Consider the following 25888-nt stretch of genomic DNA (forward strand, 5'->3'; position numbering starts at 1 on the left):
GATCTGGCGTCTATCGGCTGCGTACTGACTTCATCCCGTCTCGAATCGCAAGGACATCCATGACCGACGTCGTCGACCTGTTCGACATCCAGTATTTCTGGAACCTGCTTGCCATCCTCTGGTTCCTCTTCTGCTGGATCGGCTACACCCGCTACGCCAAGACCAAAGCCCGCGACACCGCGTGCCTGGCCAGCGTGTTGCACCTCTACCGCCAGGACTGGATGCGCCGCGTGCTGCTGCGCGACAACCGCGTGGCGGACGCCAGCGTGATCGGCAACCTGGAGCGCAACGCCTCGTTCTTCGCCTCCAGCACCCTGATCATCCTGGCCGGCATCCTTACCCTGCTGGGTTCCGCTGAGCGCACGATCTCCGTGCTGGCCGACCTGCCTTTCGTCACGGCGCCGACCCGCGGGCTGTCGGAGCTGAAGCTGCTGTGCCTGGCGGTGGTGTTCGTCTACGCCTTCTTCACCTTCAGCTGGTGCATGCGCCAGTACAACTTCGCGGCGGTGCTGATCGGCTCCGCGCCCATGGTGGGGGAGCGCAACGTCGGCGAGCTCGAGCGCAAGTCCTTCGCCGAACGGGCGGCGCGCGTGGTGTCGCTGGCGGCGCACCAGTTCAACCAGGGGCTGCGGACCTATTACTTTGCCCTGGCGATGCTGGCCTGGTTCATCAACCCGTGGATCTTCATGCTGGTGACGGCGGGGGTGGTGGGCGTGCTGTACCAGCGCGAATTCCACTCCAACGTGCTCCACGTGATGGTTTACACGCCGACGCTGCAGGGTGACGCGCCACGGGACAATGACATTCCCCCCAGCGGCTGACTGGCAAACGACAGAAACGACAAGGCCCGCATAGTGCGGGCCTTGTTTTGTGCGGAAAAAGCGCTGTTACTGCTGCTTCTGCTCGCCGGCGGGCTCCTGCGGCGCGGTGGCCGGGGCAGCCGGAGCAGCCGGGGCGGCTTCAGGTGCCGGCGGGGTGGTCGGCGCCGGAGTTGCCGGCTGCTCGGTCGCGGCGGGTGCGGCCGGCGCTTTCGGCTCTTCTTTCTTGTCGCAGGCGGCAAGGCCGAGACCGGCAACGATCAGCAGAGCGAAGGGAAGGGTTTTTTTCATGCGGAGCCTCCATGTGCGGCTTTCCTGGTGTTAGCCCTTTGAACAGAGGTTGTGTGAATTAGTTCAACGAATATTCCGCAGGCCCTGTAATCCATCACTGCAGGAGTGACAACGCACGGGGTATGATGCGGCCCCGTGCAGTCAATCGGTCGACCCCTCCCATGTCCGAAAACCCACTCCTGGAGCGCGCCCAGCGCTTCCTGTCGGCGCTGCGCCACTGCCAGTTGCTGGGCATCAGCGCGCACGCGGCGGACGCTTCCGGCCTGACCCTGCGGCTTCCCTACAGCGAGGCCATCGTCGGCAATCCGGAGACTGGCGTGATCCACGGCGGCGCCATCACCACGCTGATGGACACCACCTGCGGCATTTCCACCGTCTGTGTGCTGCCACAGTTCGAGATATGCCCGACCCTGGACCTGCGCATCGACTACATGCACCCGGCGCAGCCGCACAAGGACGTCTACGGGTTCGCCGAATGCTACCGGGTCACCCCGAACATCATCTTTACCCGCGGCTACGCCTACCAGGACGATCCCTCGGAGCCCATCGCCCATGTGGTCGGCACCTTCATGCGCATGGGCAAGGCGGTTTCCGCCGGCGCCGTGAAGCGTGACGTCGAGGGAGGCCAGGGATGAGCGCGGTGAACATCGAGGCGATGGTGCGCGCGGCGCACGAGAGCAAGAACTACGATCCGCTGCTGGACATGATTCCCTACGCCAGGCTGCTGGGCATCCGCTGCCTGCGCCTGGGCGACGACGCGATCTTCCACCTGCCGGCCAACCCGGACAACATCGGCAACCCGACGCTGCCGGCCCTGCATGGCGGGGTGATCGCCGGCTTCATGGAGCAATCGGCGCTGCTGCACCTGCTGATGTTCATGGGCATCCCGCACATGCCCAAGATCATCGACTTCTCCATCGATTACCTGCGCGCCGGGCACTTCCGCGATACCTACGCCCAGTGCCAGGTCTGGCGCCAGGGCCGGCGCGTGGCCAACGTCGCCATCACCGCCTGGCAGACCACCCGCACCGAGCCCATCGCCACCGCCCGCGCGCACTTCAAGGTCGACGGCGCCTGAATGGACACGCTGCTGATCCTGCTCGGCCTGCTGCTGACCCTCGCCGGGTACGTCTGGCTCATCGCCCGCGCCTTCGAGCGCAGCCTGTTCTGGGGGCTTGCCAGCCTGTTGCCGCCGCTGGCGCTGCTGTTCGTCCTGATTCACTGGCGCCATGCGCGCAGTGCTGTCGCCCTCGGTGGGCTGGGCTGCATTCCGCTGGTGGTCGGCCTGACCCTGCTGGCCAGCCACGACAGCGCGCGCCTGGAGGCCATTCTGCGCCTCGAATGGCTCAAGCCTGAACCGGTCGTGCAGCCTGAACTGGCCATCGACCTGCGTGGCGAGCTCAACGGCAAGCCGTTCGTGCCCGAGCAGGCCGAGTTCATCGACGGCGTGCTCAGCCTGCGCGAAGGGCAGGATTTCTATGCCCATCGCGAAGTCCAGGTGCGCCTGGCGGCGCCGGTCAGCGGCCCGCTCCGGCTGGATGTGCTGCCCGACGACAAGGGCAGCCTGCCGGAAATCGAAGTCAGCTGGCTCGCGCCGGGCCAGGACCTGCCCGAGGCGGTGCGCCTGCAAAGCGGCTACAGCCTGCACCTGGACCTGACGCCCAAGGCCCCCAACCGCATGGAAGGCGTCTTCCACCTGGTGCTGCCGGCCCAGATGCAGACCACGCTGTCGGGCAACATCGAGGTCTTCACCGACCGCCTGCGCTACCGCGATGGCGAGGTGGATACCCGCTTCGACTCCCGCGACACCCTGCGCTATGTAGTGCAGGACTACCTGCAGCGCCGCTTCGCCCGGGGTGACGTCGCCATCAGCCGGATGCCGACGCTGGATACCCAGCGGGCTTCCCAGGAGGTCCCGCTGACCGTCGAGATGGACGGGCAGACGCAAGACCTGCAGGTGAAGCTGGAGAAGAATCCGACGCGCGGCTGGGGTGTGCGCGGCGACCACTATCCGCGATTGAAGGCGGCAAGCGTCTCCGCAGCACCGGTTCCTGCGCCTGCCCCGGCGGCAACGAGCGCCTCGGTGCCGCCGGCGGCGGAAAGCGGTCGCCTGGCGCTGGAGCGGTTGCAGGCCAACCCGCAGCGCTACATCAACCGCAGCATGCGCGTGACCACCGAGCGCGGGCGCACCGCCGAGGGCGTCTTCGTCGGCCTGAATGCCGACGGCCGTGTTGTCATCCGTCGGGTCATCGAGGGGCCGGGCGAGGCCAGCTACACGCTGCGCCCCAGCGAAATCACCGATATCGAGTTGCCGGCGCACTGACCGTCCGCCGGCGCTCTGCCGTCGATGTGCCGACGTTTTTTCGCCAACCCCTTGAATTGGTTCGGGAAGCCCCCATCTCGCTGACATCGGCCGCATGACGCGGCATTTGTCATCCTCGGAGCGAGAAACAATGAGCGCGGAGACTCAAAAAGAAACACTGGGCTTCCAGACCGAAGTGAAGCAGCTGCTTCACCTGATGATTCATTCCCTGTATTCGAACAAGGAAATCTTCCTTCGCGAACTGATTTCCAACGCCTCCGACGCCGCCGACAAGCTGCGTTTCGAAGCCCTGGCCAAGCCCGAGCTGCTCGAAGGCGGCGCCGAGCTGAAGATCCGTGTGAGCTTCGACAAGGACGCCAAGACCGTCACCCTCGAAGACAACGGCATCGGCATGAGCCGCGAGGAAGTCATCGCGCACCTGGGCACCATCGCCAAGTCCGGCACCGCCGACTTCCTGAAGAACCTCTCGGGTGACCAGAAGAAGGATTCCCACCTGATCGGCCAGTTCGGTGTGGGCTTCTACAGCGCCTTCATCGTTGCCGACAAGGTGGACGTGTTCACCCGCCGCGCCGGTGCCCCGGCCAGCGAGGGCGTCCACTGGTCGTCGAAAGGCGAGGGCGAGTTCGATGTGGCGAGCATCGACAAGACCGAACGTGGCACCCGCATTGTCCTGCACCTCAAGGACGGCGAAGACGAGTTCGCCGACGGCTGGCGCCTGCGCAACATCGTCAAGAAGTACTCCGACCACATCGCGTTGCCCATCGAGCTGCCGAAAGAGGCCGCTGGCGAAGACGCCCCGGCTGAGACCGAGTGGGAAGTGGTCAACCGCGCCAGCGCCCTCTGGACCCGTCCGCGCACCGAGGTGAAGGACGAGGAATACCAGGAGTTCTACAAGCACATCGCCCATGACTTCGAGAACCCGCTGACCTGGAGCCACAACAAGGTCGAGGGCAAGCTCGAGTACACCTCGCTGCTCTACGTCCCGGCCCGCGCGCCGTTCGACCTTTACCACCGCGAGGCCCCGCGCGGCCTGAAGCTGTATGTGCAGCGCGTGTTCATCATGGACCAGGCCGACCAGTTCCTGCCGCTGTACCTGCGCTTCATCAAGGGTGTGGTGGACTCCAACGACCTGTCGCTGAACGTCTCCCGCGAGATCCTGCAGTCCGGCCCGATCGTCGACTCGATGAAGTCCGCGCTGACCAAGCGCTCCCTGGACATGCTGGAGAAGCTGGCGAGCAACGACGCCGAAGCCTACAAGGGCTTCTGGAAGAACTTCGGCCAGGTGCTGAAGGAAGGCCCTGCCGAGGATTTCGCCAACAAGGACAAGATCGCCGGCCTGCTGCGCTTCTCTTCCACCAGCGACGAGAGCGGCGAGCAGAGCGTTTCCCTGGCCGACTACATCGGTCGCGTGAAGGAAGGCCAGGACAAGATCTACTACCTCACCGGCGAGAGCTTCGCCCAGGTGAAGAACAGCCCGCACCTGGAAGTCTTCCGCAAGAAAGGCATCGAAGTGCTGCTGCTCACCGACCGCATCGACGAGTGGCTGATGAGCTACCTGCCGGAGTTCGATGGCAAGCAGTTGGTCGATGTCGCCCGTGGCGACCTGGACCTGGGCAGCCTGGACTCCGACGAGGACAAGAAGGCACAGGAAGAGATCGCCAAGGCCAAAGAGGGCCTGGCCGAGCGTCTGAAAGCCGCGCTGGGCGATGAAGTCGCCGAGGTGCGCGTATCCCATCGCCTGACCGATTCGCCGGCGATCCTCGCCATCGGCGAACAGGACCTGGGCCTGCAGATGCGCCAGATTCTCGAGGCCAGCGGGCAGAAGGTGCCGGAAGCCAAGCCGATCTTCGAATTCAACCCGGCCCACCCGCTGATCGAGAAGCTCGACGCGGAAGCTGACGAAGACCGCTTCGGCGAGCTGACCCACATCCTCTTCGACCAGGCCGCCCTGGCCGCGGGGGACAGCCTGAAGGACCCGGCCGCCTACGTGCGCCGCCTGAACAAGCTGTTGGTGGAGCTTTCCGCCTAACCCTCTGCGAGGGTTGAAACAGACGCCACGATTTCAGTGCTGGAATCGTGGCGTTTTTCATTGCGCAGGACTGTCAAAGACCGCTGCAAGGATATGCCGACGCAGGCCATCAAGCGCTCGGCAAGCTGACTCGGCGCCAACACGAAATGCTGCGCCCCCCAAGGGAGAATGGAATGACGCAACCTGTCGCAAGAACTACCGGGGCCTTCGAAGGCTTCGATCTTGAAGGCTTCTGGGACGATGGCGACTACTCGCTCAGCCACTACACCGAGCCAGCCCCCAGCGACGAACTGATTGGGCAGATCGAGGCGGAGTGCGGCTATCGCTTGCCGGATGCCTACGTGGAGCTGGCGCGCCTGCGCAATGGTGGTGCTGTCGAGCGCTGCTGCTACCCGATGAATGAACCGACCGGCTGGGCCGAGGATCACATCGCGATCACTGGCCTCTACGCCATCGGGCGCAGCGCTGCGTATTCGCTGTGCGGTGATCTCGGCTCGGCCTTCATGCGCGCCGAGTGGGGCTATCCCGACATCGGTATCGGTATCGCCAATACTCCCAGCGCCGGGCACGAGATGATCATGCTCGACTACCGCCAGTGCGGGCCGCAGGGGGAGCCACGGGTGGTGCATGTCGATCAGGAAGCCGACTACGCGATTACCGAGGTCGCACCGGACTTCGCGACCTTCATTCGCGGGTTGGTCAGCGAGGATGAGTTCAACGACGACGCGGAAACCCTCGAAGCCGACCTCGCCACGGTGCAGCGCGGCACGCTGTCGCCCCTCCTGAGCCGCGCGCTGGAAGCAGCGGCGGCCGAGCTGCCCGATGGCGAGCTGCGCATCCGCCGCCTGGCCGAACGGATCGTCCGCGCCAAGGGCTTTTTCGCCCTGCATGCCGACGCGGATTCGCATTTGATGTACGACGCGATGTTCTGGCTGTTCTCCCATCTCAAGCTCGCCGAGTCGTATGAAGACTTCCATGACTGCTCCCGGGAGCAGAGCGACTACCGGCGCCCCTGCTACACCCTGATGCTGACCACCAGCTATGTGGCCGACCCCTACGGATTCTGCACCGGCGGCTATGCCCCTGGCTTCCTCAGTGACTGGTGGGATGCACGGCTCGCCGCCGGCAGCATCGTTGACGTCGAGGGTGGCTACCGCTTCGCGGCGGACTACGCGGCCGGGTTGGTTCGTACCCTGGTGGCTATAGACGAACCGTCAGGATAGTTCAGCGCCAGCGGAGAGTAAGGATGCCCCCGAAGCAGAAGTTCGACTGGAAGGCCCTGGAAAACGTCGCCGTGGACCATATGGTGAATGCAGTGCGCAAGATTCGCCGTGACCATCCGGACGAGACCGTCTACGGCGCGATGTTCCACGAGTTCTACGGCGACGGCTCGGTGCTCTATTGGCCGATGGTGACGGTCGCTACGGAAGAGGTCCTGGCCCAGGTGGCCGCAGACTACGACGACGATGGCGAGGACCTGCGCTGGTCCGGCCCGGACCTGAGCCAGCACGCCGAGGATCATGGCTTCGAGCCGGGCGACGAGCAGGATCAATGGGCGACGCAGTGTGCCGAGTTCGCGCAAGCCACGGCCAAGGGCAGCTTCAGCGCCTGGGAGGCGGTCTATGACCGCTTCCTGCACTGTTTCCCCCGTGCGGCCAAGCGGGCCCGTGCTCAGTTGCTCAAGGAGGGTCTGGTCGACAGGCACTTCATCGCCGTTGCCACCGATGAAGCGGGCGACCTGGTGCCGCTCAGCCTGACCCGCGCGCAGTTGCTGCGGCACTTCCCGATGTACGACGAGGCCGAGCGCGAACGTGCGCGCATCGCGGCGTTGCCGCTTGTGGAGCAGGTCGCCGACGTGGTGCCGCAAGCCGTGCGGGCGGTTGCGCCCGGACCGCTGCTCGGCGAGTACGACGCCCTCGTCCGCGCCCTGGGCGAAGCCGCCGTACCGGCGCTGCTCGACGTCGTCGCCGGGCGTAGTGCCGGCGAAGCGTGGCAGGCGAGCATGCTGCTGGCCGAGATCAACCACTCGACGCCCGACGTCATCAGCACGCTGGAAACCGCCCTGTGCAGCGAGGCTTCCAGTGAAAGCGAGCGTGCCTGGGCCGCCTCAGCCCTGGCACGGCTCGACCGCATGGACCTGATTGCCGCGTATCTGAACGGCTTGCCCGCCGAAGTGGCCGCGCGTGGGCTCAGCGCTCCCTACCGCTCCTTCCGCGATCGTGGCAAGCACCAGCCCCTGGACTACCGCCCGCTCGAAGCGGTGCTGGAGCAACACCCGGCTATTGCGCCAGCAGTCGCCGAGGCTTTGGCGCCTGGCTGTGGCTTCTGCACGCTGCGAGCCGACGAAGTGGTGGCGGCGCAACGGGGGCTGACCTCGAAGTGGGCCTTCATCCGCGAGCATGCCCGCGATGTGCTGGAGGAGTTCGAACAGCAGTGATGCTCACCAGACCAACGCGACAAGCCCTGGAACTTCAACGCACACGGGAAGAATCAACATGGGAATCCAGGCCGTCTATCTGAGCGTGGATGACGCCGCGCTCAAGCGCCTCGGCGAAGCGCCGGCTGAAGAGTTGCTCGATCTGGCCGAAGCGCTCGAGAAAGCAGACTGCCCGCAAGTCGGGCTGGACAAGCTGTGGGATGGCCTGCACTTCCTGCTCACCGGCGTGTCGGCCAGTTCGCCGATCGAAGGCAACCCGCTCAGCGAGGCGGTGGTCGGTGTGCAGGTCTTCGATTGCGAGGATTTCATTGCCTGCACAAGAAGTGAGGAACTGCCGGCTATCGTCGCTGCGCTCGATACGGTGTCGATCGATGAGGCGCTGGCCGCCGCCGATTTCGCCAGGTTCCGCAAGGCCAAACTCTACCCGAAGATCTGGACGGACGATCCTGTGCAGCTAAAGACTGAACTCGAAGCAGCCTTCCGGGAACTGCGCGACTTCTATCATGTCTGCGCCACTGAGCAGCGACATGTGCTCGTCAGCATCTACTGAAGGGTGGACGCAGCAGAGGCCTTGCACTGTGCCTTCTGCTGCTGCTTGCCCTGAAACAATCACCCACCGAACCCGAGATAGTCGAGTAGGCTTGTTCCCGGTTCGATAGGCATCCCCGGCATTTACCAGAGGACTACCCCGATGAGTCAGATCAGCGTGCAACCCGTCGCCTACAGCGTCGATGGCCAGGCCTTCGAAGGCCAGTTGGTATTCGATGCTTCCAGCACTGCGCCGCGTCCCGGCCTGCTGATGGCGCCGAACTGGATGGGCGTCAGCCAGGGTGCCCTGGACACCGCACGCAAGGTCGCCGAGCGCGGCTACGTGGTGCTGGTGGCCGACCTCTATGGCAAGGATGTACGTCCCAACGGTCCGGACCAGGCCCTCGCCGCCATGATGCCGCTGAAGAGCGACCGCTCGCTGCTGCGCCAACGCATGCAGGGCTCGCTCAAGGCGCTGCTGGAACAGGCCGGCAAGGCACCGCTGGACACCGCGAAGCTGGCCACCTTCGGCTTCTGCTTCGGCGGCTGCTGCTCCCTGGAACTGGCCCGCGATGGCGCTCCGGTGGCCGCCGCCGTCTCCTTCCACGGCACCCTGGACACGCCGAACCCGGCGGACGCGAAGAACATCAAGGGCGCGGTGCTGGTCCTCGACGGCGCCATCGACCCGCTGGTGCCGCGCGAGCAGCTGGGCGAGTTTGCCAGGGAAATGACCGCCGCCAATGTCGACTGGGCCCTGACCAGCTACGGCGGCGCCGCGCACTCCTTCACCGACCCGCACGCGCAGGTACCGGGCAAGATGCAGTACGACGCCAAGGTGGCGCGTCGCGCCTTCGCTGCGATGTTCGACCTGCTGGACGAACGCTTCGGCGCCTGACCGGATCGGGGGAGGGCGTCGCGCCGCTCCCCCCTGCCGGATTCAACGCAGCTTGGCCACCTTGAACTCCAGGTCCGGCCAGGCTGGCAGGCCGGCGAAGTCCTCTCGCAGATAGCGCGCCAGCGCGATGATCTGCTCATTGTTGAGGCTGTTGCGGAAGGCCGGCATGTAGCCCAGCTCCGGCCGCGCCGGGTGGCCGATGCCGTCCAGGATCACCCGCAGCAGATTGTCCGGCGTGGCCGCATGCAGGTTGTTGCTCACCGCCAGCGATGGCCGCACGCCATTGAGTTTCGGGTTGTCGCCGTCATGGTGGCAGGCCATGCAGGCGCCATTGAATATCCGACCACCGCTGCCACTGACGGGCTGCAGCGTGCCGTAGGTGCGCTGCTCCAGTTCGACGGCCCGTTGCTCCGGCGAGAAGTCGCCGGTTTGCTCCGGGAGGAAGGTCGCAAGATAGCGCGCCATGGCCTGCAGGTCCGCGTCCGGTTGCTGCGTGAGCCCGGCGGCTACTGGCGCCATCGGGCCGGCGGCGGCTCCGTGGTAGCGCGAGAAACCGTTGCGCAAGTAGTCGTACAGCGTCGCCTGGGTCCACGGGATGGCGGGTTTGCTGCCACCGTTGAGCGGCGGAGCCTGCCAGCCGTCCACCGTTGCGCCGGCGAAGCGATCTTTGCCGGTGCGCTCGGCGCCCAGCGCGTTGCGTGGCGTGTGACAGGCGCTGCAATGACCCAGCCCTTCCACCAGATAGGCGCCACGATTCCACGCGGCATCGCGATGCGGCTGCGGCTGGAAGACGCCCTTGTCGAAGAACAGGAAGTTCCAGCCCGCCATGATCCGGCGCTGGTTGTAGGGGAAGGGCAGGCGGTCGTCCGGCGTATCCGCTACGACGGTCGGGCGGGTCATCAGGTAGGCGTACAGGTCGCGCAGGTCTTCGTCTCCGACACGGGTGAACGCGGTATAGGGGAAGGCCGGGTAGAGGTAGTCGCCCTCGCGCGAAATGCCTTCGCGCATCGCCCGCTTGAAGGCTTCGAAGGACCAGACGCCGATACCGGTCTCGCGATCCGGAGTGAGGTTGGAGGTGTAGAGCGTGCCGAAGGGCGTCACCATGGCGCGACCGCCGGTCAGTGGCGCGCCGCCGTCACGGGTGTGGCACACCGCGCAGTCGCCGAGCGCAGCCAACTGCTGCCCGCGGGCGATGGCTTCGGCGCTGAAGCTTTGGGCAGCCGGCGGGTCGATCGGAGCGATGCTCGGTTTCCCGGTGGCGATCATTCCCGTCGCGACGAGTGCGGCCAGCCCGCCGATAATGGCCAGAGAGGTCTTGTTCATGACGCTTGTTTCTCCTGCAGCGCGGCGCGAACCCGCTCGGGCGTGAACGGTGGACGGGTGAAGCGCACGCCGGTGGCGTCGTACAGGGCATTGGCGATGGCTGCGGCGCTGGGCACCGAGGTGGACTCGCCGGCCCCCAGCGGCGGGGTGCCGGGGCGGTCGAGCAGGAGCGCGGTGATCTTCGGCACCTGTGGGAACCCGAGGATCGGATAGCTGCCCCATTCCAGGCTGGTGACCCCGCTGCGGTCGAAGGTCGAGTACTCCATCAGTGCCCGGCTGGTCGCCTGGATCACGTTGCCGTGGACCTGATGGCGCACGCCGTCGGGGTTGACCATCTGCCCGCAGTCCTGCGCGACGTGGACGTCGGTCACGCGGACGGCGCCAGTGTGCGGTTCGACCTCGACGCCGACGATCCAGGCGGCCCAGGCCGAACCGAACCCCGGGAAGTCGCTGTGGAAGTACCGCGCATAGGCGAAGCCGCGGCCGACCAGCAGATTGCCCTGGCGCGCCTGCGGGTTGGGTGAGGCGCGCGGCTGCCAGTGGGCGGAAGCTGCCAGTGCCCTGATCAGCGTGACCGCGCGCTCATCGTGCAGGTAGCGCAGGCGGAACTCGATGGGGTCGGCGCCGGCCATCTGTGCCAGTTCGTCGATATAGGACTCGTGGGCGAAGACGTTGGGCAATGCCGACACCCCGCGCATCCACGACGCCCGGACAATGGGCGCGGCGTCGTTGCAGACCACGCGCATGTGCGGGTAGGCGTACTGCGGCACGGCAGTGCGGTCGCCCATCCGCGTCACCTGGGGCTTGGCGTCCACCTTCGAGGTGAGCAGCAGCGCGAGGTTGATGCCGTTGTTGGAGGGGTAGCAGGTGGCGAAGTCGTAGGCGGCCACGTTGCCGTCCTTGTCCAGCCCGCCACGGACTTCGATCAGCTGCGCCGAGCCCTTGGGTTCCCAGCCGTGTTCCTGTTCGCGCATCAATTGCACACGCACCGGGCGGCCGACAGCCAGGGCGAGCAGGGCGGCGTCGGCGGACACGTCATCGGCGCAGTTGCGCCCGTAGCAGCCGGAGGCTTCCATCCTGATGACTTCGACCTGCTCGGGTTGCATGCCCAGCAGCGTTATCAGGTCGGCGCGCAGGTCGTGGGGATTCTGACTGCCGGACCAGACCTTCATCACGCCATCCTCGGGGTTTGCCAACGCACAGGACGGGCCGATGGAAGCGTGCTGCTGGTAGGGCCAGACGTAGGTGCGCTGCAGCGGACGGTCGACCTGCCTGAGCACGGCATCCATCTGCGCGTCGTCCTGCAGCATGCGTGGCTGCTTGGGGTGCTCGCGGAGGGTCTTTTCCAGGTCGTCGAGGCCTAGCGGCGGCAGGTCGCTCCAGCTTTTCCAGCGGACCTTCAGCGCCCGAGCGATGCGGATCGCCTGCTCTTCGCGCTCGGCCACCACGCCGATGAAGTCCCCGATCACCACCAGGCGGACGAAGCCGGGCAACCTGGCCACGGATTGCTCATCGACTTCCAGCCGGCTCCGGCCCAGGGGCGCGTTAACGTCAGCCCCGGTGTAGGGCGGGCGCACCACGCGGCCGTGGAGCATTCCCGGCAGGCGCATGTCGTGCACGTAGGTCAGCCCCCCGGTGACCTTGGCCGGGATATCCAGGCGCGGTACCGAATGGCCGACCACCCGGTATTCGCTGTGTGCTTTGAGCGGCGCGCTGGCGTCGATCTTCAGCTCGAAGCGCTGCCCTTGCAGCAGCTCGCCATAGCCGATACGGCGCGCCGGTTTGCGTTTGACGAAGATGGCGCCGTCAGCGCAGTCGAGCTGCCGGATGTCGGTCCTCAGGACCTGTGCCGCGCGTTGCATCAGGAATTCCCGCGCTTCGGCCGCCGCGCGCCGCAGGGGAATGGCGCTGACCTGGAGGCTCGAGCTGGCGATGGTCGGCCCCTGGTCGGGGGTGTAGCGCGTATCGCCCAGCAGCAGGGTCACCTGATGGATATCGACATTCAGCTCCTCCGCGACGATCTGGCTCAGGGCAGTGCGGATGCCGGTGCCCAGGTCGACATGGCCGCAGGCCGCGGTGATGGTGCCGTTGGCGGCGATGGCGATGAAGCTGTCGACCTGATCGAGCGGCAGCGTGGCGTCAGTGCCCTGTGCGAGCGACAGGCGTGGCAGCTGGACGCTGACCAGCAGCACGCCGCCGGCCTTGAGGAAGTTGCGGCGGCTGAGCGGGGTCATGCGGGGCTCCCCTGTCCGTCGTCACCGCTGCGGCCGGCGGCCCTTCTCACGGCGTTGAGGATTTCAACATGGGTGCCGCAGCGGCACAGGTTGTAGGCCAGTTCCTGACGAATCTCTTCGTCGCTGGGCTTGGGATTGCGCTCGAGCAGGGCGGCGCTGGTCATGACCATGCCGTTGGTGCAGTAACCGCACTGCGCGGCTTGCTCGTCGATGAAGGCCTGCTGCACCGGATGCGGGGCTTCCAGCGTGCCGAGGCCTTCCAGGGTGGTGACCTGGCGCCCCAGGGCTGCGGAGACTGGCGTGATGCAGGAGCGGGTGGCGACGCCATCGAGGTGCACGGTGCAGGCGCCGCACTCGCCCAGGCCGCAGCCGAACTTGGGACCGTTGAGCTGCAGGTCGTTGCGCAGGACGTACAGCAGGGGCGTATCGGCTGCCACAGCGAGTGGCCAGGACTGGCCGTTGACGACCAGCGAGAGGGGATCAGCCATGGGGTGGGCTCCTTCCTGAGAGTGTCATGCCCGACACCTGGCGTCGGCCGGGCGTAGGGAAAAGGAAGGAAGTCTTCGGGAGCAGCCTGACGCCAGCTAGGGCGCGCAGGCCGAAAGGGCTGTAGGAATCAGGTGATAGGGGCGCAGGTACTGCGCCCCGTCAGGGATCAGCGTCAGGCGTTGCCGGCGGGAGCCGTGGAGGCCTGGTCGGCGCGATAGCCGCGTGCGCCGAACCAGACGATGTACAGGTAGCACACCAGCGGTACGGCGAAGGAAGGCAGCAGGCCGATACGGTCGGCGAAGAAGGCTTGCACCAGCGGCATCACGGCGCCGCCGACGATAGCCATGCAGAGCAGGCCGGAGCCCTTGCTGGTGAGGTTGCCCAGGCCTTCCAGAGCGAGGGAGAAGATGGTCGGGAACATGATCGAGTTGAACAGGCCGATCAGGATCAGCGCCCACATCGCCACGTGCCCGCCGATGCTCAGCGCGATGACGATCAGCACGGCGATGGCCACGGCGTTGAAGGCCAGCAGGCGGTTCGGCGCGATGGCGCGCATCAGTGCGCTGCCGATGAAGCGGCCGACCATGGCACCACCCCAGTAGAACGACAGGTACTTGCCGGCCTGGTCCGCCGGCAGCCCGGCGATATCCGGCTGGCCCATCAGGCTGACCAGGTAGCTGCCGATGGACACCTCGGCACCGACATAACAGAAGATCGCGATGACCCCGAAGACCAGGTGGCGGTGGGCGAAGATCGACTGGCGCCCGGCCACGCCGTCGGTGGGCTCGCCGTGGTGGATCTTTGGCAGGCGGAACAGGGCGATCAGCACGGCGATGGCGAACAGCAGGCCGGCCAGCACCAGGTAGGGGGTCTTCACCGAGTCCGCTTCGCTGGCGGCGGAGTTGCCGATCTGCGAGGCGGCGCCGGCGCCGATGGCGAGAATGGTCACCGACCCCACCAGCGGACCGACCGTGGTGCCCAGCGAGTTGAAGGCCTGGGTCAGGTTCAGCCGGCTGGCGGCGGTGGCCGCCGGACCAAGTATGTTCACGTAGGGGTTGGCCGCGACCTGCAGCAGGGTGATGCCCGAGGCGAGGATGAACAGCGCGGCGAGGAAGAACGGGTAGGACTGCGCGCCGGCCGCCGGGTAGAACAGCAGGCAGCCGATACCGGCGGTGGCCAGGCCGACGATGATGCCGCTCTTGTAGCCGACCTTCTCCACCAGTCGCCCGGCGGGGAAGGACATGATGAAGTAGGCGCCGAAGAAGCAGAACTGCACCAGCGAGGCCTCAACGTAGGACAGGGTGAAGACTGCCTTGAGGTGCGGTACGAGGATGTCGTTCAGCGAAGTGATCAGGCCCCACATGAAGAACAGCAGGGTCAGCACGGTGAGGGCGCTGGTGTGGCGGTTGGCGGTCGACTGGTCCATCACGGACTCCTTGGGCCAGAAGTAGCGGGCTTGCCGTCGGCAAGGGTTCGGGGCGCGCGATGGTGCGGCAAGCCGCTGCGCAAGTCCTCAGGCATTCGCCGGTTTCGACTGCGTGGCGGCGATTTCTGATCGGCGTCTCTGTACGACTAGCGCGGCAGTTCGATGCGTTCCTGCTCGCCCGGCACCGTCGGCCAGTCACGGGCGGCCCAGCGGGCGCGGGCGCTGTCGATCAGATCGGGGTCGCTGGCGACGAAGTTCCAGTTCATCCGCCGGGGCCCGTCCAGCGCGTCGCCACCGATCATCACGGCGTGGCAGTCGCCACAGGCGGAGAGGGTGAAGGTTGCTCCCTCGGGCAGAACCACCAGTTGGTGCAACGGCAGCGATTCATCGCCCAGCAGCGCTTCGCCTTCGATCAGGTATAGCGCGCGCTCGGGGTGTTCGTCGGGGATCGCCAGGGTGGCGCCGGCGGACAACTGCAGGTCGGCATAGAGCGTCTTCGAACGCACCGGCACCGGCGACTCCAGGCAGAAGCCGGAGCCGGCGATCATGCGGATGCGCACGCCCAGGCTGTCGCTTTCCGGCAGGCTGGCGGCCGCGTGGTGGCTGTAGCTGGGCTCGCAGCCTTCCAGCTCCCGAGGCAGGGCCAGCCAGACCTGCAGGCCGTGCAGGCGCGAGCCGCTGTGCAGCAGGTTGGCCGGGGTCCGCTCGACATGGGCGACGCCGCACCCGGCGGTCATCCAGCTGACGTCGCCAGGCAGCACGAGCTGGTCCGAGCCGAGGCTGTCCTTGTGCTGTACCTGGCCTTCGAACAGGTAGGTGAGGGTGGACAGGCCGATGTGCGGGTGCTGGCGGATGTCCATGCCGTGCTCCGGCGCAAAGCTGCTTTCGAGCATGTGGTCGAAGAACACGAAGGGCCCGACACTGCGGCGCTGGGCCGAGGGCAGGGGCCGCAGGATAGGCACGCCCTCGACGTCTTCGGCGCGCGGGCGGATGGCTAGCAGGCTGTCGCTCATGGTGGTGTCCAGTGGTCCGATCCACGCATGATAGACGCTTGGCGCCGCACCGACCCGTACGGCGTCAAGCTGTCATCAGGCTGTCACGGCGATGTCATAGCCTCGCGCGGACCCCAACAAGGAGCGCGACATGTCCATTTCCCGCCTGCCAGCAGTCCTGGCTCTCTCCCTGACTTGTGCCTTCGCTTCCTCGGCCTTTGCCGAAGTGCGCGTCAACGGCCCGGTGGAGTACGGCGTCTTCGTCAGCAATTACAAGGATTACCAGCCCGGTGAGCGCGTGCTGACCAGCAGCAAGGAGCAGCTGGAGTCCACCACTCGCGTTCCGGCCAAGCTGGGCACCAAGTTCGGCATGCGCTACCAGCTCAGCGGCAAGCAGGAAGGCGACACGCCGCTGACCCTGCTGTACTTCACTCCCGGCGTGGTGACCCCCGACGGCCAGCGCCACGACAAGCTCGAGGTCGTGCAGAAGTTGGTCGTGGGCGCGCCCACCGACGTGATGGCCTACCAGTTCACCGAGAACCACGAGGTGGTCCAGGGCCAGTGGCGCTTCATGGTGTTCCAGGGCGACCGCCTGCTGGCGGAGAAGACGTTCACCGTCGAGTAAGTCTCGCTGTGTGAACTATCTGTAAGAGAAAAGCCCGGCCATGTGCCGGGCTTTTCTTTGCCCGTTGAAAGGCACGGATTACATCCTTTCCATTGGCAGGGGAGAAACAGTTTGTTACTTTGCCTGCACGATAGTCCCAACTCCCGGCGTGCAAGCAGAAGAGGAGTGGGGGCCAAGGCGCCCGCAAGCGCTCTGGCAGGAGTGTTACTGCACGGTGGCCCGGTTATTCCGAGGTCGTCGGCAGCCGAGAAACGAATAAGAACAGCGCCGGCCGCAATGACCGGGGCGATAAATCTTGGCCATGGAGGTAATGCTGTCTATGAACAGTCGATTGGGTGCGCGTTCGTCCATTTTCTGGGCGCCGCGGCGGGCGGGGGCGGTGATGGGACTCTTGCCGCTGCTGGTGGCGGGGTCGGCCCAGGCCCTGGAGTTCAAGCTGGCAGAGAACGAGATCACCGGCTCGCTCGACAGCACGTTGTCCTACGGCGCCATGTGGCGCGTGCAGGGGCGTGACAAGAGCAACATCAGCGACATCAACGCCGACGACGGCAACCGCAACTTCGATACCGGCCTGGTTTCCCAGGTCTTCAAGCTCACCTCCGACCTCTCGGCCAAGTACCAGAACTACGGCCTGTTCATGCGTGGCACTGCCTATTACGACACGCAGATCATGGACAAGCGCAATGACTACTACGACACCACCAATGGCGTGGAGCGTCCCAGCCAGTCGTTCCCGCAGGATGATCATTTCACCGACGACACCCGCCACATCGCCGGGCGCAAGGCCGAGTTGCTGGATGCCTACCTGTCCGGCAGCTGGGACGTCGCCGAGCACCCGCTGACCGGCCGCGTCGGCCGCCAGGTGCTGAACTGGGGCGAGGGCGTGTTCTACCGGGGTGGCATCAACACCATCAACCCGGTGGACGCCGCGCGCTTCCACCTGCCGGGCTCGGAACTCAAGGAAGTGCTGGTGCCGACCGAGGCGCTGAGCCTCAACTTCGGCCTCACCGACGACCTCTCGGTGGAAGGCTTCTACCAGTGGAAGTGGAAGGAGACCCGCCTGGACTCGGTAGGCACCTACTTCTCCGACACCGACCTGTTCAGCGACGGCGGCAACACCGCCTACACCACCGAGGACAACCCGCTGATCAAGGAGCTGCTGGCCGGCTACCCGACCGTGGCTTCCCTCGGCCTGCTGGGCAACGGGCCGCACGGGCCCAACTCCTACCTGAACCCCAATACCGGCACCTTCAAGGTCGCCAACGTTGGCAAGGACATCGAAGCCAGCGACAGCGGCCAGTTCGGCGTGGCGTTCCGCTACATCGCCGAGGAACTGAACTCCACCGAGTTCGGCTTCTACTTCGTCAACTACCACGCCAAGGAGCCGCAGATCGCGGTTGACCTGCGCGGTTACCAGGGGGTTGATGTCGACGAACTCAACTCGCTGCTCGGCCCGCTGGGCCTGGGCGAAGCGGTGCCGGGGCTGGCCACGCTGGACATGGCGAGCAACGCCGAAGCACGCCGTGACTACGTCGAAAACATCCGCATGTACGGCTTCAGCTTCAACACGACCCTGGGCGACGCCTCGGTGTCCGGTGAGATCGCCTACCGGCCGAACATGCCGATCAGCATCTCCGCCACCGACGACCTGCTGGGCGACCTGCTGACCCAGGGCGTGCTTGGTCAGACCAACCTGTTCGATGCCAACACGCCGGCCGGCCAGGCCTGCGCCCCGGTGGCCGGCAAGCAGCTGTGCCGTGGCGAGCTGTTCGAGAACTACGAGCGTGCCGAGACCTACAACATCTCGCTGTCGACCATCTACAACTTCGGCCCGCACCTGACCTTCGACTCCATGACCGGCGTGGCCGAGCTGGCCTCCGAGCACATCCGCGGCAGCAGCCTGGAATACACCGCCTGGGATGGCAGCAAGCGCAAGTTCGTCGGCGCCCAGGACAAGGCCTACGTCGGCGGCAATGACGATGACGTGCAGATCAGCCGCGACAGCTACGGCTACACGCTGCTGCTCACCGGCAGCTGGAACGACGTCTACGCTGGGGTGAAGCTTTCGCCTTACGCCGTCTACCAGGAGGACTTCAGCGGCAACTCCGACCGCACCGGCAACTTCATCGAAGGCCGCAAGGCCTACACCCTCGGCATCGACGCCAGCTACCTGAACACCTTCGAGGTCGGCACCCAGTACACCAGCTACTACGGCGCCGGCTCCAGCAACTCCGCGCGTGACCGCGACAACGTCTCGATCACCGCGAAATACTCGTTCTGATCCGGAGAGAACCATGTACAAGAAGAGTTCCCTGATCGTCCTTGCCACGCTGACGGCCCTGGCCGTCACCGATGCGCGTGCTGCCGTCTCGGCCGACCAGGCCGCCCAGCTCAAGAGCAGCCTGACGCCCATGGGCGCGGAAAAGGCCGGCAACGCCGCCGGCAGCATCCCCGCCTGGAGCGGCGGCCTGACTTCTGCGCCCGCCGGCTACAAGGGGCCGGGCTCGCACCATGTCGACCCGTTCGCCGGCGAGAAGCCCAAGTTCGTCATCACCAAGGCCAACCTCGACCAGTACAAGGCCAACCTGACACCGGGGCAGATCGCGCTGTTCAACGCCTACCCGGACAGCTACCAGATGCCGGTCTACGAGACCCACCGCACCGGCTCGGCGCCGCAGTGGATCTACGACAACATCTACAAGAACGCCACCAGCGCCAAGCTGGTGGAAGGTGGCAACGGCTTCTCCGATGCCTACGGCGGCGTGCCGTTCCCGATCCCGCAGAGCGGCGTGGAAGCAGTGTGGAACCACATCGCCCGCTACCGTGGCACCTACATCGTGCGGCGCTCATCCCAGGCCGGTGTACAGCGCAACGGCGCGTACGCGCTGGTGACCTCGCAGGACGAGGCGCTGTTCCGCTTCTACGACCCCAAGGGCAGCTTCGAGAAGCTCGGCAACACCATGTTCTACTACATGACCTTCACCACCGCCCCGGCCCGCCTGGCCGGTAACGGCGCGCTGGTGCAGGAGACCCTCGACCAGGTCAAGGAACCGCGCCAGGCCTGGGGCTACAACCCCGGCCAGCGCCGCGTGCGCCGCGCCCCGACGCTGGCCTACGACACCCCGATCGAAGACTCCGATGGCCTGCGTACCGCCGACGACACCGACATGTACAACGGCGCGCCGGATCGCTACGACTGGACCCTGGTGGGCAAGAAGGAAATCTACATCCCCTACAACAACTACCAGATCACCAGCCCGGAGGTTAAGTACAAGGACCTGCTCACCCCCGGCCACGTCAATCCCAAGTACACCCGCTACGAGCTGCACCGCGTCTGGGTGGTGGATGGCAAGCTGAAGGCCGGCGCGCGGCACATCTACTCGCGCCGCACCCTCTACCTCGACGAGGACAGCTGGGGTGCCGCCGTGGTGGACCAGTACGATGGTCGCGGTGAACTGTGGCGTGTGTCGCTGGCCTACCTGAAGAGCTTCTACGAGCAGCCGATGGTGTGGACTGCGCTGGACACCTTCCACGACCTCCAGGCACACCGCTACAGCATCCAGTGGCTGGACAACGAGGAGCCGGGCACCGCTGACTTCAGTCAGCCGGCGCCGGACGATTCCAACTTCAGCCCGTCGGCGCTGCGCCGCAAGGCATCGCGCTAAGCGTGTGAACGACAAAGGCCCCGAAAGGGGCCTTTGTCTTTTTCGTCTCCCGGGCGCTGTGACGGGTCAGGCAGGCGCTCCGGGTAGGATGGCGTCGAGCGCAGCGATACCCATCGTCCGGCAGCGCTCCGAACCTTCCGCTACGCCCGTGCCTGTGCCTGTGCCTGTGCCTTTGCCCGAGACCGAGCTTCGGCGGCGGCGTACAGCTGGGCTGAATCTTTTGCGAGGTATTCCAGGCCGGCGAATGTGCCGGCCAGCACATCCGTCGACGGATTCCCGTGGTCGGAAATACCGGCGAGGAAAGTGAGCATACTGCACAGGGCCTGATGACGGCAGTCGGCGGCGTCTTGGAGCGACAGGTTGGAAATGTCGTCTTTGAGGTGGAGCAGGGATGGTGCTGTGAAATTCATGGTTGTATCCCCTATTTGCGGAGTTTCCACGTCCTGACGCCAATCAGGGTGGGTGGACCGTACAGGTTGGCGTACCGGAATAGGAGACCGGCGCATCCGAAGATGCCCTGCACGGTCCCCCCATAACGCAGGTGCAACCATGCCAGGTACCGAGAGATTCTCGGCACCTTCCTATTTCCGGGACGCCAATCCCGAACTGCCCAGGTGGGGCAGCGAGGCAAAGTTAGGGACTCAAGGGTAGGGTGTCAATCCAGCCGTGCTGGCCGTGAGGTCGGGCGGATTAAACGCGTCGCTGTATGCGCCCTGCGGAGTGCGCAGGCTCGGAAGTGCGGCGCCGGACGGGCTTGATGGGTATCGCTGCGCTCCACGCCATCCTACGTCGAGCCGGGATCATTTTCGGCGCCGGGTAGGGCAGAGATCGTAGGGCGGGCTTCACGCCATCGGCGGCAACCGCCGCTTCACCGGGCTCTTCTTGACGATGGCGGTGTTGGTCTCGGCGAAGCCGTTGAGGTGATCGAGGATCTCGTCCAGCTGCTCCATGGAGCGCACGCACATTCGCGCGTAGAAGCAATCCTCCCCGGTGACCTTGTCGCACTCGGTGAATTCGGGGATCGCCAGGATCTGCTTCTCCACGTCCTGCAATTTCCCCGGCAGCGGCCGCACCCGGACGATGGCCTGCAGCTGGTAGCCGAAGGCGCGCGGGTCGACGTTCACCGTGTAGCCGGTGATCACCTGGCGTTCCTCGAGCTTGCGCAGGCGCTCGGCGACGCTGGGCGAACTCAGGCCGCTGACCTGGGCCAGGGCCTTGAGGGAAAGGCGCGAATCCTCCATCAGCGCGGAGATCAGCAATTGGTCGATGTCGTCGGTCATCTTTGCCTCGAAAGGTGAAGTCGAAGAGTTGCCTTGATAATAAAGGTGATCTCTGGGGTTTGCCTGCGCCAGGCGATGGAGTGCACGAATCCACCTGTTCATACTGATCACCAACAAGCGGAGGTGATCTATGAACGAATCCATCAGACGCGGCACCCTGGAAATGATCAGCGCCATGCTGATCTGCGGCACCATCGGCTGGCTGGTGGTGGTCTCGGGTCAGCCGGTGCTGGACGTGGTGTTCTGGCGCTGCGTGTTCGGCGCCGCGACGCTCCTGGTGATCTGCGCGGCCATGGGTTTCCTGCGCCCCGGCATTCTCACCCGCGCCACCTTCGGCCTGGCGCTGCTCAGTGGCGCGGCCATCGTCGGCAACTGGGTGCTGCTGTTCGGCTCCTACTCGCGGGCGTCCATCGCCATCGGCACGGCGGTCTACAACGTGCAGCCGTTCCTGCTGGTGTTGTTGGGGGCGCTGTTCCTCGGCGAGAAGGTGACCGGGCAAAAACTCGCCTGGCTCGGCGTTTCCTTCGTCGGCATGCTGGCCATCGTCAGCGCACACGGCGAGGTGGGGCAGGTGGGCAGCGACTATCTGGGCGGCATCGCTCAGGCCCTCGGCGCGGCGGCCCTGTATGCGGTGGCGGCGCTGATCATCAAGCGCCTGACCGGCGTGCCGCCGCACCTGATCGCGCTGATCCAGGCGGTGACCGGCGTCCTGCTGCTGGCGCCCTGGGCGAACCTGTCGCCATTGCCGCAGGCCACCAGCGCCTGGGCCAGCCTGGCGACCCTGGGTATCGTGCATACCGGCATCATGTACGTGCTGCTCTATGGCGCGATCCAGAAACTGCCCACGGCGCTGACCGGCGCGCTGTCGTTCATCTACCCGATCGCCGCGATCTTCGTCGACTGGTTCGCCTTCGGCCACCGCCTGACCCCATTGCAATGGCTAGGCGTGGCCGCCATCCTGCTGGCCGCCGCCGGCATGCAGCGCGGCTGGAGCCTGAACCTGAGGCGCTTGGCCTGGCGCTGAAATCCGTGCTTGCCTGACAATGCCGGGGAACCTGTGCCGCCGGGCACAGGTCCTGTAGGCGGCAGAAACCAAGCAAGGAACGGACTATGACTGCGGCTGCCCTGACGGCAGATTCATTCAGCCTGAAAAGGCCTTCATCACGATTCATTCATCTGCTGGGCGTGGCCGCGCTGCTGGCGCTGGCCGGCTGCAGCAGCCGCGCACCCAGCGTGCCGGAGCCGACTCCGGAAGAGGTACGCGGCAAGCTGGCCAAGTTGATTCCCGCTGGCGCGTCCGACCGCCAGGGCTGGGCGAAGGACATCCAGGTCGCCTTCACCACCCAGCGCATTCCGGCGACCACCGAAAACCTCTGTTCGGTCGTGGCGATCACCGAGCAGGAGTCCAACTTCAAGGCTGACCCGCCCGTACCGGGGCTGGGCAAGATCGCCCGCGCCGAGATCGACCGGCGTGCGGGCAAGGTGCATGTGCCGGGCTTCCTCATCGATACCGCGCTGGCGCTGAAATCGCCGAACGGCCGCACCTACAGCCAACGCCTGGCGAGTGCAAAAACCGAGCGGGAGCTGAGCGCGATCTTCGATGACTTCATCGGCGGGGTACCGCTGGGCCAGCAGCTGTTCGGCCGCTTCAACCCGGTGCATACCGGCGGGCCGATGCAGGTCAGCATCGAGTTCGCCCAGGCCCATGCCGAAGGCTATCCGTATCCGGTGGACGGCAGCATCCGCCGCGAGGTGTTCAGCCGTCGTGGCGGCATGTACTTCGGCATCGCCCATCTGCTCGGCTACCCGGTGAACTACCCGCGCCAGCTGTACCGTTTCGCCGACTTCAACGCGGGCTGGTACGCCAGCCGCAACGCGGCGTTCCAGCGCGTGGTGGCGGACCTCACCGGCATCACCCTGGCACTGGATGGCGACCTGATCCTCTACGGCAGCTACGACGCCGGCAGCACTGAAAAGGCGGTGCGCACACTGGGGCCGAAGCTGGGCATGAGCGAAAGGGAAATCCGCCGCGACCTGGAGCTCGGCGACAAGCCGGAGTTCACGAAGTCGGAGCTCTACACCAAGGTTTTCGCGCTGGCCGAACGCGCTGCTGGCAAGTCGATGCCGCGGGCGATGCTGCCGGGCATCACGCTGCACAGCCCGAAGATCACCCGTCAGCTCACCACTGCCTGGTTCGCCCAGCGCGTCGACGAGCGCTACCAGCGCTGCCTGGGGCGGGCGCCGTAGCGCTTGATCAGTCGCCCTCGGCGGGGTCGCAGACGCCGCTGTCGCCGTTCGGGCCGGTGTAGGAGACGCTGACAGTACCGTCGTCGTTGGTGCTGATCTGCACGGTCACGCCTTCACCCTTGGCGACCACGGTGCTGTCGGTGTTCTGCGTGACCTTGGCTTCCTGGCCATTGATGTAGACCGGCCCGTTCTCGTCGGTGTGGATCTGGATATCGTTCGGGCAGTCGTAGTTGAGCATGGGGATGGCGGCAAAGGCGGGCTGCACAACGATCAGCGATGCGGCGATCAGTAGCGATTTCATGGCGTCTCCCAGACGAATGCAGGCACGGCGCATGGCCGTGCGGACATTCTCAGCTTAGTGCAGCCGCCGCTGGCCGCTACAGCGGCAAGGGACGCAGGCGCGCCGCCGGTTCTGCTTCGGTGCCGCGCAGGACCAGGCGGGTGATGGTCGCCGCTGCCGCCTCGAAGTCATCGGCGGCGGGTTGCGCCTTGCCGGTGATCATCGCGATCTGCCAGTCGAAGTCGACATAGGTGCGGGTGGCCGCGGAGATGCTCAGCAGTAGGTGCTGCGGGTCCACCGGGGCGAGCAGGCCGCGGTCGATCCAGGCGGCGATGCACTCGACGTTGCGGCGCGATTCGGCGCGCAGGCGTTGCAGCCACTCCGGTGGCAGGTGCGGCGCGCCGTGGAGCATCTCGCTGGCGAACACCTTGTAGGCGTGCGGCCACTGCCGGGCGATGTGCAGGCGCGCGCGGATATGCGCGGGCAGCGCCCAGGCCGGGTCGTCGCACTCGCGCAGCAGGGCGGCGGCTTCCAGCACCGCGTCCACCACGTTCTCCAGCAGGCGCAGGTAGAGGTTCTCCTTGCTCTGGAAGTAGTAGTAGACATTGGACTTGGGCAGCTCGGCGCGGCTGGCGATGTCCTGGGTCTTGGCGGCGGTGAAGCCCTTCTCGGCAAATTCTTCGCCGGCAGCCAGCAGGATGCGCTGGCGGTTGCGGTCGCGGATGCTGAGGGCAGGGCGTTGTCGGCGTCGCGTCGGGGTAGGCGCGGTCTGGGGCATGGGAAAACATCGGGGCAGTGAAACGAAGATTCAGAATATAACTTTCTATATAGCGATTGCCACCCACCGGATTGACTGGCGGATGGCCATTTATCCGCCAGTAGATTGAACCTGCCGTATGACGGATCTGTCAGACCAAATCTGAAACCTGGGAAGGGTCTGAAATGCTGTTCGTAGTCATGCTGGGGGGACGCCATCCGCGCGCGCGGATCGAGGTCCATGACGTGGCCTTCGTCATTGGCGACAACCTGAAATCCACCTACCCGCAATTGCGCGAGGCCTGGTTCGGCAGCCCGGACGGCCTGCACATCGACTCCTGGCTGGAGGTGGAGGGCGTGGAGGCGTATCGCGTCGAGTTCAGCGAGGCGATGCCGGCGCCGGGTGAGCAGCGGCTGTTCTTCGTCAACCTGGGTGGCTACGAGCTGGGCAGCTTCGGCGAGGCGCACCAGTACGTGCTGGTGGCCGCGCGCGACGCCGCCGACGCAAAGGTGCGGGCCAAGCGTCGCATGCCGCGCAGCTGGGACAAGGCGCACACCGACGCGGTGATCGACGTCGACGACTGCATCGCCATTGACCAGATCGGCGGACGCTATGTGCACCTGGTGGAAGGGGAGAGCCGCGGCATCGTGCAGCGCAGCGACTACATCGTGCTGTGAGCCTTCATGGCGCTGACACGGCTCTGTCATAAAACCTGACGTATAAGGGGCGCAGAGCCGACCCCCGTGCCGAGGTAAAGATGACCGAGAAACGCCGAGTCCTGTTCGTCTGTGTCGCCAACGACGCCCGCTCGCCAATGGCCGAAGCGCTGCTGCGGCACACCGATGGCGAGCATTTCGAAGCTTTCAGCGCGGGTATCCACCCGACCGACATCGACCCCCGCGCGCGCAACGTGCTGGAGCACGCCGGGATCTCCGCTGAAGGCCTGCGCAGCAAGTCCATCGACGAATTCCGCGGCCAGCACTTCGATTACCTGATCGACCTGTGCGACAAGTCCACCGACGAGGGCGACGAACTGCCGAACTCCAGCGAAGTGATCGTGTGGAACTTCGCCGATCCGGCCCACAGCGAACAGCACGACCCGTTCCGCCACACCCTGCAGGAAATCAGCGATCGCCTGAAGCTCTTCGAAATGGTGAAGAACCGCGACTGAAGCTTCCGGCGATGACAAAGCAAAAAGCCCGCACGGATGCGGGCTTTTTGCTTCGTAGGCCACAGGATTTCGCCGTTG

The 25888-nt window shown here is 65.7% G+C and carries 26 protein-coding genes; 16 read left to right on the forward strand and 10 right to left on the reverse strand.

Annotation, left to right across the window (positions count from 1 at the left end):
* Positions 1–59 precede the first annotated feature (59 nt).
* Entirely contained in the window at positions 60–821 is a 762-nt protein-coding gene (locus IB275_RS11940; protein WP_192295150.1) for a DUF599 domain-containing protein, read from the forward strand.
* Between the two features lie 66 nt (positions 822–887).
* Here IB275_RS11940 and IB275_RS11945 read toward each other — a convergent pair whose 3' ends face one another.
* The gene (locus IB275_RS11945; protein ID WP_138216606.1) at positions 888–1109 is read right to left on the reverse strand and encodes a hypothetical protein; all 222 of its coding nucleotides are present in this window, start codon (positions 1107–1109) and stop codon (positions 888–890) included.
* A gap of 161 nt (positions 1110–1270) precedes the next feature.
* Between IB275_RS11945 and IB275_RS11950 the strand changes: the two genes are divergently transcribed.
* The 8 genes from IB275_RS11950 to IB275_RS11985 all read left to right on the forward strand — a co-directional run bounded on the left by IB275_RS11950 (position 1271) and on the right by IB275_RS11985 (position 9321).
* Positions 1271–1744, forward strand: coding sequence for a PaaI family thioesterase (locus IB275_RS11950; RefSeq protein ID WP_081516717.1), 474 nt, complete (start codon positions 1271–1273; stop codon positions 1742–1744).
* Complete coding sequence (locus IB275_RS11955) at positions 1741–2187, forward strand: PaaI family thioesterase (protein ID WP_081516718.1); 447 nt, start codon at positions 1741–1743, stop codon at positions 2185–2187. The genes IB275_RS11950 and IB275_RS11955 overlap by 4 nt, the downstream gene beginning before the upstream one ends.
* Positions 2188–3432: an MFS transporter gene (locus IB275_RS11960; RefSeq protein WP_192295151.1), complete on the forward strand. Its 1245-nt coding sequence runs from the start codon at positions 2188–2190 to the stop codon at positions 3430–3432.
* A 130-nt stretch (positions 3433–3562) separates the two neighbouring features.
* Positions 3563–5461: a molecular chaperone HtpG gene (gene htpG / locus IB275_RS11965; RefSeq protein WP_192295152.1), complete on the forward strand. Its 1899-nt coding sequence runs from the start codon at positions 3563–3565 to the stop codon at positions 5459–5461.
* 173 nt (positions 5462–5634) lie between these two features.
* On the forward strand, positions 5635–6684 hold the full coding sequence (locus IB275_RS11970; protein WP_192295153.1) for an SMI1/KNR4 family protein: 1050 nt from the start codon (positions 5635–5637) through the stop codon (positions 6682–6684).
* A 23-nt stretch (positions 6685–6707) separates the two neighbouring features.
* Entirely contained in the window at positions 6708–7898 is a 1191-nt protein-coding gene (locus tag IB275_RS11975) for a DUF4303 domain-containing protein (protein ID WP_192295154.1), read from the forward strand.
* 58 nt (positions 7899–7956) lie between these two features.
* Positions 7957–8448: a YfbM family protein gene (locus IB275_RS11980; protein ID WP_192295155.1), complete on the forward strand. Its 492-nt coding sequence runs from the start codon at positions 7957–7959 to the stop codon at positions 8446–8448.
* A gap of 141 nt (positions 8449–8589) precedes the next feature.
* Positions 8590–9321, forward strand: a complete 732-nt coding sequence (locus IB275_RS11985; protein ID WP_192295156.1) for a dienelactone hydrolase family protein — start codon at positions 8590–8592, stop codon at positions 9319–9321.
* Between the two features lie 42 nt (positions 9322–9363).
* On the opposite strand, the gene IB275_RS11990 is transcribed toward IB275_RS11985, so the two are convergent.
* The 5 genes from IB275_RS11990 to IB275_RS12010 all read right to left on the reverse strand — a co-directional run bounded on the left by IB275_RS11990 (position 9364) and on the right by IB275_RS12010 (position 15806).
* Positions 9364–10644 (reverse strand): cytochrome c, encoded by a 1281-nt coding sequence (locus IB275_RS11990; RefSeq protein WP_192295157.1) that lies wholly within the window; start codon positions 10642–10644, stop codon positions 9364–9366.
* Positions 10641–12878 carry a xanthine dehydrogenase family protein molybdopterin-binding subunit gene (locus tag IB275_RS11995; protein WP_192295158.1) on the reverse strand — a complete coding sequence of 746 codons (2238 nt, stop codon included), beginning with the start codon at positions 12876–12878 and terminating at the stop codon, positions 10641–10643. Before IB275_RS11995 ends, IB275_RS11990 begins: the two co-directional genes overlap by 4 nt.
* On the reverse strand, positions 12875–13366 hold the full coding sequence (locus tag IB275_RS12000; RefSeq protein WP_192295159.1) for a (2Fe-2S)-binding protein: 492 nt from the start codon (positions 13364–13366) through the stop codon (positions 12875–12877). The genes IB275_RS11995 and IB275_RS12000 overlap by 4 nt, the downstream gene beginning before the upstream one ends.
* 173 nt (positions 13367–13539) lie before the next feature.
* Positions 13540–14793, reverse strand: coding sequence for an L-fucose:H+ symporter permease (gene fucP, locus IB275_RS12005; RefSeq protein WP_192295160.1), 1254 nt, complete (start codon positions 14791–14793; stop codon positions 13540–13542).
* A gap of 146 nt (positions 14794–14939) precedes the next feature.
* Positions 14940–15806 (reverse strand): pirin family protein, encoded by an 867-nt coding sequence (locus IB275_RS12010; protein WP_192295161.1) that lies wholly within the window; start codon positions 15804–15806, stop codon positions 14940–14942.
* A 130-nt stretch (positions 15807–15936) separates the two neighbouring features.
* Between IB275_RS12010 and IB275_RS12015 the strand changes: the two genes are divergently transcribed.
* From IB275_RS12015 to IB275_RS12025, 3 genes are all read left to right on the forward strand, one after another.
* Positions 15937–16410: a DUF3859 domain-containing protein gene (locus IB275_RS12015; protein ID WP_151186696.1), complete on the forward strand. Its 474-nt coding sequence runs from the start codon at positions 15937–15939 to the stop codon at positions 16408–16410.
* A 319-nt stretch (positions 16411–16729) separates the two neighbouring features.
* Positions 16730–18691, forward strand: a complete 1962-nt coding sequence (locus IB275_RS12020) for a DUF1302 domain-containing protein (protein ID WP_138216594.1) — start codon at positions 16730–16732, stop codon at positions 18689–18691.
* Positions 18692–18704: 13 nt separating this feature from the next.
* Positions 18705–20075 (forward strand): DUF1329 domain-containing protein, encoded by a 1371-nt coding sequence (locus IB275_RS12025; RefSeq protein WP_081516732.1) that lies wholly within the window; start codon positions 18705–18707, stop codon positions 20073–20075.
* A 140-nt stretch (positions 20076–20215) separates the two neighbouring features.
* On the opposite strand, the gene IB275_RS12030 is transcribed toward IB275_RS12025, so the two are convergent.
* Positions 20216–20485: a hypothetical protein gene (locus IB275_RS12030; protein ID WP_192295162.1), complete on the reverse strand. Its 270-nt coding sequence runs from the start codon at positions 20483–20485 to the stop codon at positions 20216–20218.
* A gap of 432 nt (positions 20486–20917) precedes the next feature.
* The gene (locus IB275_RS12035; RefSeq protein WP_138216592.1) at positions 20918–21355 is read right to left on the reverse strand and encodes an Lrp/AsnC family transcriptional regulator; all 438 of its coding nucleotides are present in this window, start codon (positions 21353–21355) and stop codon (positions 20918–20920) included.
* A gap of 130 nt (positions 21356–21485) precedes the next feature.
* Between IB275_RS12035 and IB275_RS12040 the strand changes: the two genes are divergently transcribed.
* Both IB275_RS12040 and IB275_RS12045 read left to right on the forward strand, forming a co-directional pair.
* Positions 21486–22379, forward strand: a complete 894-nt coding sequence (locus IB275_RS12040) for a DMT family transporter (protein ID WP_192295163.1) — start codon at positions 21486–21488, stop codon at positions 22377–22379.
* 86 nt (positions 22380–22465) lie between these two features.
* Entirely contained in the window at positions 22466–23602 is a 1137-nt protein-coding gene (locus tag IB275_RS12045; protein WP_405307925.1) for a DUF1615 domain-containing protein, read from the forward strand.
* Between the two features lie 7 nt (positions 23603–23609).
* Here IB275_RS12045 and IB275_RS12050 read toward each other — a convergent pair whose 3' ends face one another.
* Both IB275_RS12050 and IB275_RS12055 read right to left on the reverse strand, forming a co-directional pair.
* Positions 23610–23903, reverse strand: a complete 294-nt coding sequence (locus tag IB275_RS12050; RefSeq protein ID WP_081516735.1) for a hypothetical protein — start codon at positions 23901–23903, stop codon at positions 23610–23612.
* 76 nt (positions 23904–23979) lie between these two features.
* Positions 23980–24660, reverse strand: coding sequence for a TetR/AcrR family transcriptional regulator (locus tag IB275_RS12055; protein WP_192295164.1), 681 nt, complete (start codon positions 24658–24660; stop codon positions 23980–23982).
* A 164-nt stretch (positions 24661–24824) separates the two neighbouring features.
* On the opposite strand from IB275_RS12055, the gene IB275_RS12060 reads away from it, so the two are divergent.
* Positions 24825–25316, forward strand: coding sequence for a DUF1543 domain-containing protein (locus tag IB275_RS12060; RefSeq protein ID WP_192295165.1), 492 nt, complete (start codon positions 24825–24827; stop codon positions 25314–25316).
* An 80-nt stretch (positions 25317–25396) separates the two neighbouring features.
* Positions 25397–25810 (forward strand): arsenate reductase ArsC, encoded by a 414-nt coding sequence (locus IB275_RS12065; RefSeq protein WP_192295166.1) that lies wholly within the window; start codon positions 25397–25399, stop codon positions 25808–25810.
* Positions 25811–25888 lie beyond the last annotated feature (78 nt).

This window comes from Pseudomonas sp. PDM21, from assembly GCF_014852505.2.
GTDB lineage: Bacteria > Pseudomonadota > Gammaproteobacteria > Pseudomonadales > Pseudomonadaceae > Pseudomonas.

Coding starts and splice junctions, on each gene's coding strand:
- IB275_RS12060 (WP_192295165.1), top strand. CDS start 24,825: ATGCTGTTCGTAGTCATGCTGGGGGGACGCCATCCGCGCGCGCGGATC.
- fucP (WP_192295160.1), bottom strand. CDS start 14,793: ATGGACCAGTCGACCGCCAACCGCCACACCAGCGCCCTCACCGTGCTG.
- IB275_RS12000 (WP_192295159.1), bottom strand. CDS start 13,366: ATGGCTGATCCCCTCTCGCTGGTCGTCAACGGCCAGTCCTGGCCACTC.
- IB275_RS12065 (WP_192295166.1), top strand. CDS start 25,397: ATGACCGAGAAACGCCGAGTCCTGTTCGTCTGTGTCGCCAACGACGCC.
- IB275_RS12035 (WP_138216592.1), bottom strand. CDS start 21,355: ATGACCGACGACATCGACCAATTGCTGATCTCCGCGCTGATGGAGGAT.
- IB275_RS12015 (WP_151186696.1), top strand. CDS start 15,937: ATGTCCATTTCCCGCCTGCCAGCAGTCCTGGCTCTCTCCCTGACTTGT.
- IB275_RS12045 (WP_405307925.1), top strand. CDS start 22,466: ATGACTGCGGCTGCCCTGACGGCAGATTCATTCAGCCTGAAAAGGCCT.
- IB275_RS11960 (WP_192295151.1), top strand. CDS start 2,188: ATGGACACGCTGCTGATCCTGCTCGGCCTGCTGCTGACCCTCGCCGGG.
- IB275_RS11940 (WP_192295150.1), top strand. CDS start 60: ATGACCGACGTCGTCGACCTGTTCGACATCCAGTATTTCTGGAACCTG.
- IB275_RS12020 (WP_138216594.1), top strand. CDS start 16,730: ATGAACAGTCGATTGGGTGCGCGTTCGTCCATTTTCTGGGCGCCGCGG.
- IB275_RS11970 (WP_192295153.1), top strand. CDS start 5,635: ATGACGCAACCTGTCGCAAGAACTACCGGGGCCTTCGAAGGCTTCGAT.
- htpG (WP_192295152.1), top strand. CDS start 3,563: ATGAGCGCGGAGACTCAAAAAGAAACACTGGGCTTCCAGACCGAAGTG.
- IB275_RS11975 (WP_192295154.1), top strand. CDS start 6,708: ATGCCCCCGAAGCAGAAGTTCGACTGGAAGGCCCTGGAAAACGTCGCC.
- IB275_RS11955 (WP_081516718.1), top strand. CDS start 1,741: ATGAGCGCGGTGAACATCGAGGCGATGGTGCGCGCGGCGCACGAGAGC.
- IB275_RS12025 (WP_081516732.1), top strand. CDS start 18,705: ATGTACAAGAAGAGTTCCCTGATCGTCCTTGCCACGCTGACGGCCCTG.
- IB275_RS11990 (WP_192295157.1), bottom strand. CDS start 10,644: ATGAACAAGACCTCTCTGGCCATTATCGGCGGGCTGGCCGCACTCGTC.
- IB275_RS11980 (WP_192295155.1), top strand. CDS start 7,957: ATGGGAATCCAGGCCGTCTATCTGAGCGTGGATGACGCCGCGCTCAAG.
- IB275_RS12030 (WP_192295162.1), bottom strand. CDS start 20,485: ATGAATTTCACAGCACCATCCCTGCTCCACCTCAAAGACGACATTTCC.
- IB275_RS12055 (WP_192295164.1), bottom strand. CDS start 24,660: ATGCCCCAGACCGCGCCTACCCCGACGCGACGCCGACAACGCCCTGCC.
- IB275_RS12040 (WP_192295163.1), top strand. CDS start 21,486: ATGAACGAATCCATCAGACGCGGCACCCTGGAAATGATCAGCGCCATG.
- IB275_RS11950 (WP_081516717.1), top strand. CDS start 1,271: ATGTCCGAAAACCCACTCCTGGAGCGCGCCCAGCGCTTCCTGTCGGCG.
- IB275_RS12050 (WP_081516735.1), bottom strand. CDS start 23,903: ATGAAATCGCTACTGATCGCCGCATCGCTGATCGTTGTGCAGCCCGCC.
- IB275_RS11995 (WP_192295158.1), bottom strand. CDS start 12,878: ATGACCCCGCTCAGCCGCCGCAACTTCCTCAAGGCCGGCGGCGTGCTG.
- IB275_RS11945 (WP_138216606.1), bottom strand. CDS start 1,109: ATGAAAAAAACCCTTCCCTTCGCTCTGCTGATCGTTGCCGGTCTCGGC.
- IB275_RS12010 (WP_192295161.1), bottom strand. CDS start 15,806: ATGAGCGACAGCCTGCTAGCCATCCGCCCGCGCGCCGAAGACGTCGAG.
- IB275_RS11985 (WP_192295156.1), top strand. CDS start 8,590: ATGAGTCAGATCAGCGTGCAACCCGTCGCCTACAGCGTCGATGGCCAG.